Annotated in this window: 15 protein-coding genes and 1 tRNA gene; 9 read left to right on the forward strand and 7 right to left on the reverse strand. The window is 70.2% G+C overall.

The genetic code is table 11. The annotated features are described in order from the left end of the window. The first annotated feature begins 42 nt into the window (after window positions 1–42). From ACFYYJ_RS18215 to pth, 6 genes are all read left to right on the forward strand, one after another. Window positions 43–951 (forward strand): hypothetical protein, encoded by a 909-nt coding sequence (locus ACFYYJ_RS18215; RefSeq protein ID WP_389133597.1) that lies wholly within the window; start codon window positions 43–45, stop codon window positions 949–951. A 12-nt stretch (window positions 952–963) separates the two neighbouring features. Then, window positions 964–1,035 (forward strand) — tRNA-Gln (locus ACFYYJ_RS18220). A gap of 111 nt (window positions 1,036–1,146) precedes the next feature. Then, window positions 1,147–2,595, forward strand: coding sequence for a bifunctional UDP-N-acetylglucosamine diphosphorylase/glucosamine-1-phosphate N-acetyltransferase GlmU (gene glmU, locus ACFYYJ_RS18225; RefSeq protein ID WP_385363359.1), 1,449 nt, complete (start codon window positions 1,147–1,149; stop codon window positions 2,593–2,595). Window positions 2,596–2,729: 134 nt separating this feature from the next. Beyond that, entirely contained in the window at window positions 2,730–3,707 is a 978-nt protein-coding gene (locus ACFYYJ_RS18230) for a ribose-phosphate diphosphokinase (RefSeq protein ID WP_376659817.1), read from the forward strand. 176 nt (window positions 3,708–3,883) lie between these two features. Then, a complete protein-coding gene (locus ACFYYJ_RS18235) occupies window positions 3,884–4,465 on the forward strand; it encodes a 50S ribosomal protein L25/general stress protein Ctc (protein WP_385363360.1) in 582 nt (193 codons plus the stop codon). Between the two features lie 91 nt (window positions 4,466–4,556). After that, window positions 4,557–5,150 carry an aminoacyl-tRNA hydrolase gene (gene pth / locus ACFYYJ_RS18240; protein ID WP_385128663.1) on the forward strand — a complete coding sequence of 198 codons (594 nt, stop codon included), beginning with the start codon at window positions 4,557–4,559 and terminating at the stop codon, window positions 5,148–5,150. A gap of 88 nt (window positions 5,151–5,238) precedes the next feature. On the opposite strand, the gene ppc is transcribed toward pth, so the two are convergent. After that, window positions 5,239–7,986, reverse strand: a complete 2,748-nt coding sequence (ppc, locus tag ACFYYJ_RS18245; RefSeq protein ID WP_389133603.1) for a phosphoenolpyruvate carboxylase — start codon at window positions 7,984–7,986, stop codon at window positions 5,239–5,241. Window positions 7,987–8,326: 340 nt separating this feature from the next. Between ppc and ACFYYJ_RS18250 the strand changes: the two genes are divergently transcribed. Together ACFYYJ_RS18250 and ACFYYJ_RS18255 are read left to right on the forward strand one after the other, a co-directional pair. Next, complete coding sequence (locus ACFYYJ_RS18250) at window positions 8,327–9,307, forward strand: acyl-CoA desaturase (RefSeq protein WP_385128661.1); 981 nt, start codon at window positions 8,327–8,329, stop codon at window positions 9,305–9,307. Next, window positions 9,304–9,978 carry a TetR family transcriptional regulator gene (locus tag ACFYYJ_RS18255; protein WP_384591860.1) on the forward strand — a complete coding sequence of 225 codons (675 nt, stop codon included), beginning with the start codon at window positions 9,304–9,306 and terminating at the stop codon, window positions 9,976–9,978. Before ACFYYJ_RS18250 ends, ACFYYJ_RS18255 begins: the two co-directional genes overlap by 4 nt. Before the next feature lie 82 nt (window positions 9,979–10,060). Here ACFYYJ_RS18255 and ACFYYJ_RS18260 read toward each other — a convergent pair whose 3' ends face one another. Beyond that, window positions 10,061–10,453, reverse strand: a complete 393-nt coding sequence (locus tag ACFYYJ_RS18260; protein ID WP_385132490.1) for a glyoxalase — start codon at window positions 10,451–10,453, stop codon at window positions 10,061–10,063. A 2-nt stretch (window positions 10,454–10,455) separates the two neighbouring features. Beyond that, the gene (locus tag ACFYYJ_RS18265; protein WP_385132493.1) at window positions 10,456–11,313 is read right to left on the reverse strand and encodes a trans-aconitate 2-methyltransferase; all 858 of its coding nucleotides are present in this window, start codon (window positions 11,311–11,313) and stop codon (window positions 10,456–10,458) included. A 161-nt stretch (window positions 11,314–11,474) separates the two neighbouring features. On the opposite strand from ACFYYJ_RS18265, the gene ACFYYJ_RS18270 reads away from it, so the two are divergent. Beyond that, window positions 11,475–11,972 (forward strand): MarR family winged helix-turn-helix transcriptional regulator, encoded by a 498-nt coding sequence (locus ACFYYJ_RS18270; RefSeq protein WP_384591851.1) that lies wholly within the window; start codon window positions 11,475–11,477, stop codon window positions 11,970–11,972. Here the strand turns inward: ACFYYJ_RS18270 and ACFYYJ_RS18275 are convergent. From ACFYYJ_RS18275 to ACFYYJ_RS18290, 4 genes are all read right to left on the reverse strand, one after another. Beyond that, a complete protein-coding gene (locus ACFYYJ_RS18275; RefSeq protein WP_385132496.1) occupies window positions 11,931–12,731 on the reverse strand; it encodes a LuxR C-terminal-related transcriptional regulator in 801 nt (266 codons plus the stop codon). The genes ACFYYJ_RS18270 and ACFYYJ_RS18275 overlap by 42 nt on opposite strands. 469 nt (window positions 12,732–13,200) lie before the next feature. Next, window positions 13,201–14,160, reverse strand: coding sequence for a UDP-glucose 4-epimerase GalE (gene galE, locus ACFYYJ_RS18280; protein ID WP_389133611.1), 960 nt, complete (start codon window positions 14,158–14,160; stop codon window positions 13,201–13,203). A gap of 100 nt (window positions 14,161–14,260) precedes the next feature. After that, window positions 14,261–14,947 (reverse strand): response regulator transcription factor, encoded by a 687-nt coding sequence (locus ACFYYJ_RS18285; RefSeq protein ID WP_385365773.1) that lies wholly within the window; start codon window positions 14,945–14,947, stop codon window positions 14,261–14,263. Window positions 14,948–15,084: 137 nt separating this feature from the next. Next, on the reverse strand, window positions 15,085–16,758 hold the full coding sequence (locus ACFYYJ_RS18290) for a PQQ-binding-like beta-propeller repeat protein (RefSeq protein ID WP_389133614.1): 1,674 nt from the start codon (window positions 16,756–16,758) through the stop codon (window positions 15,085–15,087). Between the last annotated feature and the right edge of the window lie 92 nt (window positions 16,759–16,850).

A 16,850-nucleotide genomic window follows, 5' to 3' on the forward strand; every position in this document is an offset into this window, starting at 1 on the left:
AATCCGAGATCTGAATCCCGCATTCCGGACGACATTGGGGACATGACCGAAATCCGACGTCGCCCCGGCGACGGCACCGGCGGACTCCGCCACGGCACCACGACCTTCGAATCCCTCCGCGAGCAGGCGGTGACCCTGCGCCGCGAGGGCCTCAGCCGCCGCCAGATCCGCGACCGCCTGCACGTCCACAACAACGACATCCTGAACCGCCTCCTGGACGGCGAGCCCGCCCCCGAGTGGACCAAGCGCCCGAACGCCAAGGACGACCTCCGCGCGAAGGCCCGAGAACTCCGCCTCCAGGGCCTCACGTACGACCAGATCCAACTGGAACTGGGCTGCTCGAAGAGCTCGATCTCCCTCTGGGTCCGGGACCTGCCGAAGGTCGACCACCGGTCCCCTTCGGAACAGGCCCGGGACGCCGCACTCAAGCGCTGGGCCCACGAGAGCCCGCGCCGCGGGGAGGCTCGCGAAGCGGCCATCAAGACCGCGCGGGAGGAGGTCGGCCCCCTCGCCGACCAAAATCTGTTCCTCGTCGGTGTCGCCCTCTACTGGGCCGAGGGATCCAAGAGCAAGCCCTACCGCCGCGACGAGACCGTCACCTTCATCAACAGCGATCCCGGCGTCATCCGGGTATGGCTGGCCTGGCTGCAGCTCATGGAGATCCCCCGCGAGCGCCTGAAGTTCCGGGTGATGATCCACGAATCCGCCGACGTGGAGGGCGCCGAGCAGTACTGGGCCGACCTCGTCGGAGTGCAACGAACCCAGCTCCAGAGGACCACCCTCAAGAAGCACAATCCGAAGACCGTGCGCAAGAACACCGGCGCGGAGTACCGGGGATGCCTGATCGTCCGCGTCTCCGCCAGTTGCGAGTTGTACCGTCGCATTGAAGGTGCATGGTGCGGCATAGTAGGTGCCGTCGACTCGATCAACAGAGGCGAATGTCCGATTTAGTCGGCTTTGCTATCCCCTGTGGTGTAATCGGCAGCACTGGGACCTTTGGAGTCCTATGTCCGGGTTCGAGTCCTGGCAGGGGAGCAGAGCAAGGATCGGGTCCTGACCTTCAAGGTCAGGACCCGCCCTCGTTTCCGGCCCATGACCCCCCGGTATCCTTCACGGGTCCACTCCCGAAAGCCGAAGGGCACACCCGTGAGCGCCAACCGCCCGGCAGCCGTCGTCGTACTCGCAGCGGGTGAAGGCACCCGCATGAAGTCCGCGACTCCCAAGGTTCTGCACGAGATCAGCGGGCGCTCGCTCGTCGGTCACGTCGTCGCCGCCTCCCGTGAGCTGGACCCCGAGCACCTCGTCGTGGTCGTCGGGCACGCCCGGGAGCAGGTCGTCGCGCACCTCGCCGGCATCGATGCCGACGTCCGCACCGCCGTCCAGTACGAGCAGAACGGCACCGGGCACGCCGTCCGCATGGCCCTCGAAGAGCTCGGCGGCGCGCCGAACGGCACCGTGATCGTCGTCTGCGGCGACACCCCGCTCCTCACCGGCGAGACGCTGCGCCAGCTCGCGGCGACCCACACCGCCGACGGCAACGCCGTCACCGTGCTCACCGCCGAGGTGCCGGACTCCACCGGCTACGGCCGCATCGTCCGGGACTCCGAGAGCGGCGCGGTCAAGGCGATCGTGGAGCACAAGGACGCCACCGACGCCCAGCGCGCCATCCGGGAGATCAACTCCGGGGTCTTCGCCTTCGACGGGGCCCTGCTCGCCGACGCGCTCGGCAAGGTCCGCACGGACAACAGCCAGGGCGAGGAGTACCTCACCGACGTGCTCGGCATCCTGCGCGAGGCCGGCCACCGCGTCGGCGCGGCCGTGGGCGCCGACCACCGGCAGATCCTGGGCATCAACAACCGCGTGCAGCTCGCCGAGGCCCGCGCCCTGCTGAACGCGCGGCTGCTGGAGCAGGCGATGCTGGCGGGCGTGACGGTCGTCGACCCCGCGAGCACCTTCGTGGACGTGACGGTGACTTTCGGCCAGGACGCGATCGTGCACCCGGGCACCCAGCTGCTCGGCGCCACCCACATCGCCGAGGGGGCCGAGGTCGGCCCGAACACCCGGCTGACGGACACCCGGGTGGGCGAGGGGGCCCGTGTGGACAACACGGTGGCCGACAGCGCGGTCATCGGCGCGCAGGCCTCGGTGGGCCCCTTCGCGTACCTGCGTCCGGGCACGAACCTGGGCGTGAAGGCCAAGGCGGGCACGTACGTGGAGATGAAGAACGCGACGATCGGCGAGGGCACGAAGGTGCCGCACCTGTCGTACGTCGGGGACGCCACGATCGGCGAGTACACCAACATCGGCGCGGCGAGCGTCTTCGTGAACTACGACGGTGAGCACAAGCACCACACCACCGTCGGCTCGCACTGTAAGACGGGGTCGGACAACATGTTTGTGGCACCCGTCACCATCGGGGACGGTGCGTACACCGCCGCCGGGTCGGTGATCACGAAGGACGTTCCGGCCGGCGCGCTGGCCGTGGCCCGGGGCCAGCAACGGAATATCGAGGGCTGGGTGGCTCGGAAGCGCCCGGGAAGCGCCTCGGCGACGGCGGCTCAGTCGGCGGTCCAGGTGGACTCCGACGCCCGTTGAGGTGAACTGACCGGAAACGGGTACGTTCAGGACGGCGTACCGTGATAGGTGCACCCAATTCGGCTGGCTCACCGTGTGCGGGACGGACGCACATGGGGGCGAGCAGCTTTCAACACGTCTGAGGAGACAGTGCTGTGACCGGGATCAAGACGACCGGCGAGAAGAAGCTGATGCTCTTCTCCGGCCGCGCCCACCCCGAGCTGGCCGAGGAGGTCGCGCACCAGCTCGGTGTCGGCCTCGTGCCGACCAAGGCTTTCGACTTCGCGAACGGCGAGATCTACGTCCGCTTCCAGGAGTCGGCGCGCGGCGCGGACTGCTTCCTGATCCAGAGCCACACGGCTCCGATCAACAAGTGGATCATGGAGCAGCTGATCATGATCGACGCGCTGAAGCGCGCGTCGGCCCGCTCCATCACGGTGATCGTGCCGTCCTACGGGTACGCCCGTCAGGACAAGAAGCACAAGGGTCGTGAGCCGATCTCGGCCCGCCTGGTCGCCGATCTGCTGAAGACCGCGGGTGCGGACCGCATCCTGACGGTGGACCTGCACACGGACCAGATCCAGGGCTTCTTCGACGGCCCGGTGGACCACCTTTCGGCCCTGAACGTCCTCGCGGACTACGTGGGCGCGAAGGTGGACCGCTCGAAGCTGACGATCGTCTCCCCGGACGCCGGCCGCGTGCGCGTCGCCGACCGCTGGTGCGACCGTCTGGACGCGCCCCTCGCCATCGTGCACAAGCGCCGCGACAAGGACGTCGCCAACCAGGTGACCGTCCACGAGGTCGTCGGTGAGGTCAAGGGCCGCGTCTGCGTCCTGGTCGACGACATGATCGACACGGGTGGCACGATCTGCGCCGCCGCCGACGCGCTGTTCGCGCACGGCGCGGAGGACGTCATCGTGACGGCCACGCACGGCATCCTGTCGGGTCCGGCGGCCGACCGTCTGAAGAACTCCAAGGTCAGCGAGTTCGTGTTCACGAACACCCTGCCGGACCCGTCGGACCTGGAGCTCGACAAGATCACGGTGCTGTCGATCGCCCCGATGATCGCGCGTGCGGTGCGCGAGGTCTTCGAGGACGGTTCCGTGACGAGCCTGTTCGAAGAGGACCACTGAGCCTCTAGAAGATCCTTTTGAAGTGCGGCCTTCCCGCCGGGTAGACTCCTGAAGTTGCTCGGCGAGGGAGGCCGCACTTTTGTGTGCGGGCACTCCGTTATCGACGCGCTCTTCGTAGCAGGCCGTTTCGGCCGGGTGACCCTGTCCTTCTTTCCGTCACCCCACGAGGAGTGAGCATGTCCGAGGTCAAGCTTTCCGCCACCCTGCGCGACACCTTCGGCAAGGGCTCTGCCCGCCAGGCCCGTCGCGACGCCCTGATCCCCGCCGTCATCTACGGTCACGGCAACGACCCGAAGCACGTCAACGTCGAGGCCCACGGCCTGGCGCTGGCGCTGCGCACCCCGAACGTCCTGATCTCCCTGGACATCGCGGGCGACGGCGTCGAGCTGGTCATCCCGAAGGCCGTTCAGAAGCACCCCCTGAAGCGCTCGATCTCCCACGTCGACTTCCTGATCGTCAAGAAGGGCGAGAAGGTCACCGTCGACGTCGCGATCGTCACCGAGGGCGAGCTGGCCGCGGGCGGCAACATGCTGGAGACCCTGCAGAACACCGTCTCCGTCGAGGCCGAGGCCACCCACATCCCGACCGAGGTCACCGTCTCGATCGAGGGCCTGGAGGCCGGCGCCACCATCCACGCCAAGGACCTGGTCCTCCCGGCGGGCACCACCCTGGCCATCGACGGCGACGTCGCCGTGCTGCAGGTCGTCGCCCCGCAGGCCGAGGAGCCGGCCGCCGAGGCCGAGGGCACCGAGGCCTGAGCTTCGCCTTCGCCCTTCAGCAGTTGCTGACCGACCGCCGTCCGGCTCCACTGGAGCGGGACGGCGGTCGTCTTCGTTTAAGGAGCTATTGATGTCGGATGACGCGGCGACTCCGTGGCTGATCGTGGGCCTGGGCAATCCGGGTGGTGAGTACGCGGGCAACCGCCACAACATCGGGTTCATGGTGGCCGACCTGCTGGCCGAGCGGATCGGCGGCAAGTTCAAGGCGCACAAGGCGCGTGCGCAGGTGTTGGAGGGGCGCATCGGGCCTCCGGGGCCGGCGAACCGCCGTGTGGTGCTGGCGAAGCCGATGTCCTTCATGAACCTGTCGGGTGGTCCGGTGACGGCGCTGCGCGATTTCTACAAGGTGCCGTTGGAGCGGGTCGTCGCGGTCCATGACGAGTTGGACATCGACTATCCGACGTTGCGTCTGAAGCTGGGCGGCGGGGACAACGGGCACAACGGTCTGAAGTCGATGACGAAGTCGATGGGTGCGGACTACCACCGGGTGCGTTGTGGGATCGGTCGGCCGCCGGGTCGGATGCAGGTCGCGGACTTCGTGCTGAAGGACTTCTCGTCGACGGAGCGCAAGGATCTGGACTGGTTCGTGGACCGGGCGGCGGATGCGGTGGAGTGTCTGATCGCGGAGGGTCTGGAGCGCGCCCAGTCGGCGTACAACTCGTAGGTCTTTTCATGGGGAAGCCCCCGCACCGTGGGTCGGTGCGGGGGCTTTTTCGTGTGCCCGTGTGTCCGCGGGGCGGTCGGGCGGGCGGTCAGCCGGTGTTGCGCAGGCCGGCGGCGACGCCGTTGACGGTGAGCAACAGGGCGCGGGCGAGGAGCGGGTCGGGCTCTTCGCCGCGGGCGGCTGCGGCGCGCTGGCGGGCCAGGAGGGAGACCTGGAGGTAGGAGATGGGGTCCAGGTAGGCGTCGCGCACGGCGAAGGTCTGCTGGAGGACGGGCTGGGAGGCGAGGAGTTCGTCGCCTCCGGTGATGCGCAGGACTTCGGCGACGGTGAGGGCGTGTTCGGCCTCGATGCGGTCGAAGACGTGCTTGAGCTCGTCGGGTACGAGGGTGTCGACGTAGTGGCGGGCGATCCGCAGGTCCGTCTTGGCCAGCGTCATTTCGACGTTGGAGAGGAAGTTGCGGAAGAAGTGCCAGCGCTCGCCCATTTCGGTGAGGACGTCCTCGTGGCCGGCTTCGCGCAGGGCCTTGAGGCCGGAGCCGACTCCGTACCAGCCGGGGACGATCTGGCGGGACTGGGTCCAGCCGAAGACCCAGGGGATGGCGCGCAGGCCGTCGAGGCCGGCGCCGGAGTCGGGGCGGCGGGAGGGTCGGGAGCCGAGGTGGAGGTCGGCGAGCTGGTCGACGGGGGTGGCGGCGAAGAAGTAGGAGGGGAGGTCGGGGTCCTCGACGAGTGCGCGGTAGGCGCCGTGGGCGGCTTCGGAGACGATGTCCATGGCCGTGTCCCAGCGCGTGAGGGCGTCGGGGGACTGGCGGGGCGCGGTGTGGAGGGCGGATGCCTGGAGGGTGGCCGCGACGGTCAGTTCGAGGTTTTCGCGTGCGAGGGACGGGACGAGGTACTTGTCGGAGATGACCTCGCCCTGTTCGGTGACCTTGATCTCGCCTTCGAGGGTGCCCCAGGGCTGGGCGAGGATGGCGTCGTGGGAGGGACCGCCGCCGCGGCCGACGGTACCGCCGCGGCCGTGGAAGAGGCGCAGGCGGACGCCGTAGCGGTGGGCTACGTCGCGCAGGCGGCGCTGGGCGCGGTGGATTTCCCACTGGCTGGTGGTGATGCCGCCGAACTTGGAGGAGTCGGAGTAGCCGAGCATGACCTCCTGGACGTCTCCGCGGAGGGAGACGAGGCGCCGGTAGGAGGGGTCGGCGAGCATGTCGCCGAGGATGACATCGGCGGCGCGGAGTTCGTCGGTGGTTTCGAGGAGCGGCACGATGCCGATCTTGGCCCAGCCGGCGTGGAGGTCGATGAGGCCGGCTTCGCGGGCGAGGACGGCGGCGGCGAAGACGTCGTCGGCGCCCTGGCACATCGAGATGATGTAGGACTCGATGACTTCGGGGCCGAACTTCTCGAAGGCGTCCTTGATGGCGAAGAAGACGCCGAGGGTCTTGTGTCCGGCCGGGTCGAGGGGGGCCGGGGTGGGGGCGAGGGGGCGGCGGGAGCGGAATTCCTTGGCGAGGAGCTTCTGCCGGTAGTCGCGGGGCATGTCGGCGTAGCGCCAGGATTCCTCGCCGAGGCGGTCGAAGAGCTGGCCGAGTGCGTGGTGGTGGGCGTCGGCGTGTTCGCGGACGTCCATGGTGGCGAGCTGGAGGCCGAAGGCGGCCAGGGTGCGGATGGTGCGGTCCATGCGGCCGTCGGCGAGGAGTCCGCCGCGGTGTTCGCGCAGGCTGGTCTGGATGAGGGTGAGGTCGGTGAGGAGCTCGGCGGTGCCGAGGTAGTCGCGGCCTTCCTCGTGGGGGGTGCCCTTGGCGAGGCGTTCGCGGGTGTTGAGGAGCTTTTGGCGGACGCAGGTGGCCTTGAGGCGGTAGGGCTCTTCGGCGTTGAGTCGCTTGTAGCGGGGGCTGATCTCGGGGAGGCGTTCGAGGTCGGCCTGGAGGGAGGCGAGGAGTTCCTCGGTGGCTCCGGCGTAGCGGATGGAGTTGGACAGGAGCGAGCGCAGGAAGTCGACGAGTTCGAGGGCGTCGCTGATGCCGTGTTCGTGCTGGAGGATCAGGATGTCGCGGGTGACGTCGGGGGTGACGTTGGGGTTGCCGTCGCGGTCGCCTCCGATCCAGGTGCCGAAGGTGAGGGGGCGGGTGCCGGCAGGGAGTTCGACGCCGACGCGCTGGAGTTCGGCGGCGAGGTCTTCGAGGACGTCGCCGACGGCTCCGGCGTGGAGTTCGTCGAGGTAGTAGATGGCGTTGCGGGCCTCGTCGGAGGGTTCGGGGCGGACGACGCGGAGTTCGTCGGTCTGCCAGACGAGGTCGATGTTCTCGGCGAGGCGCAGGTCGTGGCGGCGGCGGTCGCCGGCGCCGGTGACGGGCTCCTCGAGGAGGGCGGCGATGCGGCGGAGCTTGCCGAGGACGCTGCGGCGGGCGGCTTCGGTGGGGTGTGCGGTGAAGACGGGTCGGACGTTGAGGTTCTTGACCGTTTCGCGCAGGTGCTCGGGGTCGGCGTCCTTGAGCATGTCGGCGGTGCGGGCGAGGAGGCCGCCCTCGGCGGCGCGGTGGGCGCGCAGTTCCTTGCCTCGGTGTACCTGTTCGGTGACGTTGGCGAGGTGGAAGTAGGTGGAGAAGGCGCGCACGAGCTTGGCGGCGGTCTCCAGGTCGGTGTCGCCGAGGAGGGTGGCGGCGGCTTCGCCGTCGGTGCGGGTGAGTGCGCGCACGCGTTCGACGAGGTCGAGGAGGTCTTGGCCCTCCTGGCGTACGAGGGTTTCCCCGAGGAGGTCGCCGAGGCGGCGGATGTCCGCGCGCAGCTCTGCGTTCGCGGCGTCCGTGGTGTGGGCGGGGGCCTGGTCAGCACTGCTCACAGGTGCGGCTCCTTGCAGTGTTTCGAGCGCTACTGGGCGGTGGGCTCCCGACCGCGCGCAGCGCTGCTGCTTCCTGATGCGCAGCTCGGGCTGCCCGTGCGGACCGCGCTGTCCGCCGGGGACAGGATAGGTGTCCTGTGCTTGTGCCTGGGCAAATGTCTCACCAGACGGCAAGTGGAGGGGCCGTGCGGGGGGTGTCTTGGTCGTGGGGGTGGTGTGCTCTCGCGCGCCTCGGGCGCGCGCCTGTTGCCTGGTGGCCCGCCTTTGCCATACTTACGTTGCCGTAGGTTACGGGTCCGTAACCTCGGCCCTGCCGGCTTCTCACCCTCAGGGGACCTCCATGACCACCAGTCCCGATCTGATCGAGGACGTGTCCGCGCCCTCCGACGGGTCTGTGCCATCCGCGACTCTCGGCGGCGAGAACAAGCGGTCCATCGAGCAGATCGCGCTTCTTCTGTTCATCACCGTTCCCTTCGTGGCCGTGCTGGCGGCGGTTCCGCTGGCCTGGGGCTGGGGGGTGAGCTGGTTGGATCTGGGCCTGATGGTGTTCATGTATTTCGTGGCGTGCCACGGGATCACGGTCGGTTTCCACCGGTACTTCACGCACGGTTCCTTCAAGGCGAAGCGGCCGTTGCGGATCGCGCTCGCGGTGATGGGTTCGCTGGCGGTGGAGGGGCCGCTGGTGCGGTGGGTGGCCGATCACCGCAAGCACCACAAGTACTCGGACCACGAGGGTGACCCGCATTCGCCGTGGCGGTTCGGGGAGACGGTGCCGGCGTTGATGAAGGGCCTGTGGTGGGCGCACATCGGTTGGCTCTTCGACGAGGAGCAGACGGATCAGCAGAAGTACGCGCCCGATCTGATCAAGGATCCGGCGATCCGGCGGATCTCGCGCGACTTCATCTTCTGGACGATGTTCTCGCTGGCGATCCCGCCGTTGGTGGGGGGTCTGGTGACGATGTCGTGGTGGGGTGCGTTCACGGCGTTCTTCTGGGGTTCGCTGGTGCGGGTCGCGCTGTTGCACCACGTGACGTGGTCGATCAATTCGATCTGTCATGCGGTGGGGAAGCGTCCGTTCAAGTCGCGTGACCGTTCGGGCAACGTGTGGTGGCTGGCGGTGCTGTCGTGCGGTGAGTCCTGGCACAACCTGCACCACGCGGATCCGACGTCGGCTCGTCACGGTGTGCTGCGGGGACAGGTCGATTCCAGTGCCCGGCTGATCCGCTGGTTCGAGCAGTTGGGGTGGGCCACGGACGTGCGGTGGCCGTCGGCGTCGCGCATCGACGCCCGACGCAGGGAAACCGCGTCGAAAGCGGCATGATGGGGGACGTGGCGATCGACGGCGGTACTTCCAGCAGTGACAAGCCCAGGCGAGGACGCCGGGTGCGGATGACGGGCGCCGAGCGGCGCCAGCAGCTGCTGGACATCGGCCGGGCGCTTTTCGCGGAGAAGGGCTTCGAGGGCACGTCGGTGGAGGAGATCGCGGCGAAGGCCGGGGTGTCCAAGCCGGTGGTGTACGAGCACTTCGGCGGCAAGGAGGGTCTGTACGCGGTCGTCGTGGACCGGGAGATGCGCCAGCTGTTGGACGGGGTGACGGGCGCGCTGACGGCCGGGCATCCGCGGGAGCTGTTGGAGCAGGCGGCCTTCGCGTTGTTGGACTACATCGAGTCCTATACGGACGGTTTCCGGATCCTGGTGCGTGATTCGCCGGTCGCGCAGTCGACGGGCACGTTCGCGTCGCTGATCAGTGACATCGCCACGCAGGTGGAGGACATCCTGGGTCTGGAGTTCAAGGCCCGGGGCTTCGATCCGAAGCTGGCGCCGCTGTACGCGCAGGCGCTGGTGGGGATGGTGGCGTTGACGGGGCAGTGGTGGCTGGACGTGCGCAGGCCGAAGAAGGCGGAGGTGGCGGCGCACCTGGTGAACCTGGCGTGGCACGGGCTGGACGGGCTGGAGTCGAAGCCGCAGCTGGTGGGCCGCCGCAAGAACTGAGCGCGCTCCTGGGTACGCGACGGCGCCCCGTCACCGGTGATCCGGTGGCGGGGCGCCGTCGCGTGGTGCCGGTGGGCCGCTGTCAGGCGCAGGGTTCCAGGGTGTGCGGGTCGAGGCCGTGCGGTTCGAGGAATTCGAGCCGGTTGCCGACCGGGTCTTCGGAGTAGAAGCGGCGGTGGCCGGGCAGGTTGTCGTCCCAGACGACCTTGGCCCCCCGCTGTTCCAGTCTGCTCGCGTACTCGACGATGCCGGTCACGCGCAGTCCGGGGTGGGCCTTGCGGGCGGGGCGGAAGTCGTCCTCGACGCCGAGGTGGAGCTGGACGGGGCCGGCGGTGAACCAGCAGCCGCCGCGTGCGGCGAGGACGGGTGGTTTGGGGATCTCGGTCATGCCCAGGACGTGGATGTAGTACGCGCGGAGCAGGTCCTCGGATCCGGGGGGCGCGGCGAGTTGTACGTGGTCGACGGCGGTGAGCACGGTCAGGCCTCCTTGCGTGCGACGGCGAAGATGCGGCGGAAGGGGAAGACGGTGCCGCGCGGTCCGGGCTGGTAGGCCTCGCGGAGCCGGTCGCGGTACTCGGCGAGGAAGGCGTGGACGGCGTCCTCGTCGTCGCCGAGGGCGGTGAGGACGGGCCGCAGGGCGGTGCCCTTGACCCAGTCGAGGACGGGGTCGGGGCCTTGGAGGAGCTGGTGGTAGGTGGTTTCCCAGACGTCGACCGCGCAGCCCAGTTCGGTGAAGCGGGCGAGGTACTCGGCGGGTTCGAGGAGGTGGATGTAGCGGGCACCGTGGCCGGCGAGCCGGGTGCGCCAGCGGGGGGTGTCGCAGAGTTCGGCGAGCAGGGCGTGGCTGGGGGCGGTGAAGTTGCCGGGGATCTGGAAGGCGAAGGTGCCGCCGGGGCGCAGTCCGTTGATCCAGGCGCCGAAGGAGCCGGGGTGGCTGGGGACCCATTGGAGGGCGGCGTTGGAGACGATCAGGTCGTAGGGCTCGTCGGGTAGCCAGGAGGCGAGGTCGGCGTGCCGGAAGTCGAGGCTGCCGCCGCCGGGGGTGGGGCCCTCGTGTTCCTGTGCGGCGCGGTGGAGCATCTCCGGGGAGAGGTCGAAGCCGGTGATCCTGGCGTCGGGCCAGCGGTCGGCGAGGAGGGTCGTGACGTTGCCGGGGCCGCAGCCGAGGTCGGCGATGCGGGCGGGGGCGGTGGGGAGTTCGGGTATGCGGTTCAGGAGGTCGAGGAAGGGCCTGGTGCGGTGGCCGGAGTGGCGGAGGTACTGCTGGGGGTCCCAGGTGGGTGCGGACGGCGCGGTGGACGTGGGGGTCCCGGCGCGCGCGGTATCGGAATGCATGTTCGAGCCTCCCTGCTGGCGGGGCGGTCGGAAGCGGAATCGGTTCCGGGACGCTCCATGCCCCACGCTCACGGCAATTATATCTCGACATCAAGATAGTCGTGGTCAAGAAGCTCGACATGAAGAGACTTCATGTCGACAGACCCCTTACACTGATCGGCATGGAGGACGAGGTCGACCGACTGGTAGCGGCATGGCGCCGGGAGCGCCCTGACCTCGACGTGGAACCGCTTGAGGTGCTGAGCCGCGTGAGCAGGCTCGCGCGCCACCTCGACCGCGCCCGCAGGCTGGCCTTCTCCGAGCACGGCCTGGAGCCCTGGGAGTTCGACGTACTGACCTCCCTGCGCCGCGCCGGAGCGCCCTACCAGCTCTCCCCCGGCCAGCTCCTGACGCAGACGCTGGTCACCTCCGGCACCATGACCAACCGCATCGACCGGCTCGCCAAGAAGGGCCTCGTCGAACGGCTCCCGGACCCCAGCGACCGCCGGGGGGTCCTCGTGCGACTCACCCCCGAGGGTCGCGACCGCGCCGACCAGGCCCTCGCCGGGCTGCTGGCCCAGGAGCGGGCGATCCTCGCCCAGCTCTCCCAGCACCAGCGCGCGGACCTCGCCGGGCTGCTACGCCAGTTGACCGCTCCGTTCGACAACATCCCCGGCTAGCCCCAGATCGGCCGGCCGTACGCCCGCCCGCCGGGCCAGGGCCACCGCCGCCAGCGTGGAGTGCACGCCCAGCTTGCCCAGCACGTTCTGCATGTGCGTGCGGACCGTGTGCGGGGACAGGAACAGCCGCGCCGCCACGTCCTTGCGGCCCAGCCCGGCCACCATGCAGCGCAGCACCTCGTGCTCGCGCGGGGTCAGCGACTCGACCAGCCGCTCGCTGTCCGTACGGTGCTTGCGCGCGGCCGTCAGCTCGCGCAGCACCCCGGTGAGCAGCGCGGGCGGCAGATGGGTCTCCTCGCGCAGGACCCCGCGGATCACGGCCAGCAGCCGCGAGAGCGAGCAGTCCTTGGCCACCCAGCCCGAGGCTCCCGCCTGGAGCGCGTGCGCGGCCCGGCGCGGTTCGTCGCGCTCGGCCAGGACGACCGTGCGCACGCCCGGGTGGGCGCCCCGTACGGTCGCGACCAGCGCGATCCCGTCCGCGCCCGGCGGCGCGGCCCCGGAGCCGGACTCCCGTTGGGCGGGCACGCCCCCGGAGGGCCCGGAGGCGCCCGGGGACCCGGCCGCGGCGGCCAGGTCGGCGTCGACGAGCAGGACGTCGAAGCGGCGGCCCTCGGCCACCGCCCGTTCGAGGCAGCGCAGGGCGGCCGGACCGCTGCCGGCCGCGGACACGTCCACGTCCGGCTCGGCCGCGAGCGCGGCTGCGAGCGATTCGGCGAAGATTCGGTGATCGTCGACGACGAGAACCCGGATACGAGCCACAAAACCCCCAAGGGTAGGGGAACGGACGACGGCGGGTACGGCGCCCGGACCGGGTGATCCGCAGCTGCCACGGCCGCCGCCGAGACATCTCTGCACTACCCCGGACCGGACGTCGTACCCGACTTGTCTCGACCCCTGAATCAACACCGGCCCCCACCGGTGTCACGCATCAGCGTAGGGCCGGGGGCGACACGCGGTTGGCCGAATAGCAGAAGTTTTCCCTGTGATTTTCCTGTGGGGACGGCCCGAACGGGCTTTGTGGTGGCTTGAATTCGACTGCACCGAAGGTCCGGATGGCGGCATCCGCACCGGCGTGTGCCACGGGCAGTTGCACGGGGTGCATTTCACCCGGCGTGTGCACGCCGGGCGCCCGCGCACAGCGCCCGCAAACCGCGTGTGCCTGACAGACACGCGCCCCCCGCACCGGAGGGTGCGGGGGGCGCGTGGGAAAGCGGATGAGCGGGGTGGTTCAGGAGGCGTCCCTGCGCGCGAAGTTCCACGCGTCCGTGATGATGCCGGTGAGGTCCGGCCGGCTCGGGGTCCAGCCCAGGCGCTCGTGGGCGGTGCGCGCGGAGGCCACCAGCTTCGCCGGGTCGCCGGGCCGGCGCGCGGCGACGACCTCGGGGATCTCGTGGCCGGTCACCTTGCGGACGGTCTCGACGACCTCGCGCACCGAGAACCCGCTGCCGTTGCCCAGGTTGCAGATCAGGTGCTCGCCGGCGGTGGCGTTCTCCAGCGCCGCCAGGTGGGCCTCGGCGAGGTCCGCGACGTGGATGTAGTCGCGGACGCAGGTGCCGTCGGGCGTCGGGTAGTCCTCGCCGTACACCGAGATCGCCTCGCGCTCGCCCAGCGCGACCTGGAGCACCAGCGGGATCAGGTGGGTCTCGGGGCTGTGGCGCTCGCCGAACTCCTTGTAGGCGCCGGCCACGTTGAAGTAGCGCAGGGACACCGCGGCCAGGCCGTGCGCCACGCACTCACCGGCGATCATGTGGTCGACGGCCAGCTTCGAGGCGCCGTACGGGTTGGTCGGCGCGGTCACCGAGGCCTCGGTCAGCAGGCCCTCCGTCGGCTCCCCGTAGGTGGCGGCGGTGGAGGAGAACACCAGCTTGCCGATGCCCGCCTCGCGCATCGCGGCCAGCAGGGCCATGGTGCCGCCGACGTTGTTCTGCCAGTACTTGCCCGGGTTCACCACGGACTCGCCGACCTGCGAGGAGGCCGCGAAGTGCAGGACGCCGTCGAAGGAGCCGTCCACGTACTGCGCGGCGTCCTGGATCCGGCCCTCGATGAAGGAGGCGCCCGCCGGGACGCCTTCGCGGAAGCCGGTGCTGAGGTCGTCGAGGACGGTCACCTCGTGGCCGGCCTCCAGCAGGTGCGCCGCGACCACGCTGCCGACGTATCCGGCCCCACCCGTTACAAGGTACTTGCTCACTCGACTACTGCCTCTCCCAGGGAAACGCGCACAGGGGTACGCGCGTACTAGGAGACTGGCTTACCGGATGAGGCGGCTCCGGGGAAATCCGGGGCCCCGATCAAGCCTCCCCCACGCCCCGCGGCGGGCCCGCCCGGTCCAGCAGGCCGGTACGGGCGGCCAGCGCGGCCGCCTCCAGCCGCGAACCCACGCCCAGCTTCATCAGGACCCGCTGCACGTGCGTACGGGCGGTGCTCGGGGCGATGGCCATGCCCGCCGCGATCAGCCGGGTGTCCTCGCCCTCCGCGACCCGCACCAGCACCTCCACCTCGCGCGGGGTCAGCAGCCGCAGCAGCCTGCTGCCCTCGTCGTCGGGCTGGGCGGCGGGGTTCAGGAGCTCCGCGAACGCCCCCTGGAGCAGCCCGGGGGCGATGGCCGGCTCCCCGGCCCGCGCCTTGGCCAGAGCGCGCTCCACGCCCTCGATCCGCTCGTCCTGGCGTACGTAGCCCGAGGCGCCCGCGGCGAAGGCGGCGGCGATGCCGCGCGGGCTGGGCACCGGGCCCAGGACGACGACGGCGATCTGCGGGCGCTCCCGCTTGATCCGCACGATCGGTTCGAACACCCCGGGCTCGGCGGGGGTCGCGGTCCCCAGCAGGCAGACCTCGGGGGCCCGGCTGATGACCAGCTCGGCGGCACCCGCGGACGGCGCGGTGGCCGCCAGCACCCGGTGACCGCGCAGTTTCAGGGCAGAGGCGAGCGCCTCGGCCAGCAGCCGGTGGTCGTCGACCACCACGACCCGTACGCCCATTGAGGCACCCACCCCCGAATCATCTGACCCGGCAAGCTACACGCTTGTTCGACGGTCCGCTCCGGTATCGACGCAGAAGCCCCCGGAAGGACGGACCTTCCGGGGGCTTCCCGCCACGTGGCGGCGCGGCGCGGGCGTCAGCTCGCGGTGAAGGAGATGAAGAGGTACTCCGGGTCCCTGTCCGAGATCGGCTTGCGGACCGACGTGCGGGAGATGAAGAGCTTCCCGTTGTGGTAGCGGTATTCGGAGTATTCGGGCGAGAAGGCGGTCTCGGCCCGCTGGCTCGCCTTGTCCGCCGGGTTCTCCATGAGGAGGGTTTCCTTCATCGTCTTGCCGTCGATGCTGACGATCTGGCCGCCCTTGTCGTACGGGGGCTCCTTGTAGGCGATGACGTTCGGGCCGTCCATGCGCAGCGGCGTGATCTGGTACCGCTCGCCCGCGTCGGCGCGGTCGGAGGTCTGCTTGCCCGTCGACAGGTCGAAGGAGAGCAGCTCGTTGGTGCGGCTGATGCCCTCCTTGCCCTGGTGCTCGTAGGAGGACAGGTAGAGCTTGCCGTTGCCGACGACCATGCCCGTGCACTTCTCGACGTCGGTGGCCGCGCACCTGCCGTCGAAGTTCCCGGAGGTGAGCGCGATGCGGGCCTTCAGCTCGCCCTTGTCGTCGACGACGAAGAGGTCGCTGACGCCGGTGGCGTTCTTCGCGGTCTTGCCGACGTCGGCACCGACGATCAGCGGGTTGGTGGAGACGATGCTCGCGTAGTCGATGCCCGGGGACAGCTTGTAGGAGGCCTTGGGCGCACCGGTGTTCGGGTCCAGGACCTGCGCGTACAGGGTGTAGTTGGGGCTCTGGCCGCACTTGCGGATGACGGCGAGGGCCTCGCCGCCGGCGTAGCCGGTGTCGCGGCACTGTTCGGCGTCGACCTTGGGGACCCACAGGGGCTTGCCGTCGGCGAGGCTCCAGGCGGCGCCGCCGGTGGAGATGTCCGCGGCGGCCACGGTGTTGCCGCTGATGGTGACCTCGCGCAGGTTCGCGGGCCGGTCGCCGCCGCTGGCGCTCTTGGCGTCTGCGGACCAGAGGAGCTTGCCGGCGTCCAGGTCGATGACGCCGACCATGGTGCACGCCGGGTACTTGGTCTCGGCCGTCGGCTGGGTGGGGCGGAAGAGGATCGCCGACTTGTTCTGGCTGACGTGCTTCGTCGCCCCGCAGACCTCGCCCGGGAGCGGGATCTCCCACTTCTTGCCGCCGTCGACCAGGTTGTAGCCGACGACCTTGGACACGTCGGACTTCACGTAGGTGGAGTCGGTGATCCAGGAGCCGATGGTGCCGACCTGCTCGGCGGGCTGCGGGCTGGTCAGGTTGAAGAGCGTCTTCGCCTTCGGGTTGGAGGGCGCGTTCTCCTTGCCGGCGCCGCCTTCCTGGGGCTTGTCGTTGCCCGTGGAGGCGCTGGATCCGCCCGCGGTGGTGTGCCCGCCGTCGTCGTCGCCGGTGCCGGAGGCGTACCAGAGTCCGCCGCCGACGATGAGGACGACGGCCAGCAGGGCCGCGCCGACGATCATCAGCTGGTTGCGCTTGTCGTTGCCGCCGCCGGCCGGGGCGCCCGTCGTCGCCGGGGGCTGGGGGGCGTACATGGGCGTGGTGGCGGGCCCGGGCTGCTGCTGCGGGTATCCGTAGCCGGGTCCGGGCTGCGGGTAGCCGTACGCGGGCTGTCCGGGGGCTGGCGGCGCTGCGGGCGGTGCGGGCGGCGGCGGCACGGGCTGGGCCGCGGGCTGGGCCGGCATGGTCGCGGGCTGGGCCGCGGGCTGGGCCGGCATGGTCGCGGGCTGGGCCGGCGGCTGCTGCGCGGGCGCCGACGGCCCGGGCGGCGGAGGCGGGGGGAACCCGCCCGGCGGGCCGAAGCCGCCCG

Origin of the sequence: Streptomyces sp. NPDC002467 (assembly GCF_042889825.1) — a bacterium.
Classification (GTDB): Bacteria; Actinomycetota; Actinomycetes; order Streptomycetales; family Streptomycetaceae; genus Streptomyces.

What these genes read in the sequence shown, in the direction of transcription:
- ACFYYJ_RS18215 (WP_389133597.1), top strand. Translation starts at nt 43, where the DNA reads ATGACCGAAATCCGACGTCGCCCCGGCGACGGCACCGGCGGACTCCGC.
- ACFYYJ_RS18235 (WP_385363360.1), top strand. Translation starts at nt 3,884, where the DNA reads ATGTCCGAGGTCAAGCTTTCCGCCACCCTGCGCGACACCTTCGGCAAG.
- pth (WP_385128663.1), top strand. Translation starts at nt 4,557, where the DNA reads ATGTCGGATGACGCGGCGACTCCGTGGCTGATCGTGGGCCTGGGCAAT.
- ACFYYJ_RS18250 (WP_385128661.1), top strand. Translation starts at nt 8,327, where the DNA reads ATGACCACCAGTCCCGATCTGATCGAGGACGTGTCCGCGCCCTCCGAC.
- ACFYYJ_RS18255 (WP_384591860.1), top strand. Translation starts at nt 9,304, where the DNA reads ATGATGGGGGACGTGGCGATCGACGGCGGTACTTCCAGCAGTGACAAG.
- ACFYYJ_RS18265 (WP_385132493.1), bottom strand. Translation starts at nt 11,313, where the DNA reads ATGCATTCCGATACCGCGCGCGCCGGGACCCCCACGTCCACCGCGCCG.
- ACFYYJ_RS18270 (WP_384591851.1), top strand. Translation starts at nt 11,475, where the DNA reads ATGGAGGACGAGGTCGACCGACTGGTAGCGGCATGGCGCCGGGAGCGC.
- ACFYYJ_RS18285 (WP_385365773.1), bottom strand. Translation starts at nt 14,947, where the DNA reads ATGGGCGTACGGGTCGTGGTGGTCGACGACCACCGGCTGCTGGCCGAG.
- ACFYYJ_RS18290 (WP_389133614.1), bottom strand. Translation starts at nt 16,758, where the DNA reads ATGCCGGCCCAGCCCGCGGCCCAGCCCGCGACCATGCCGGCCCAGCCC.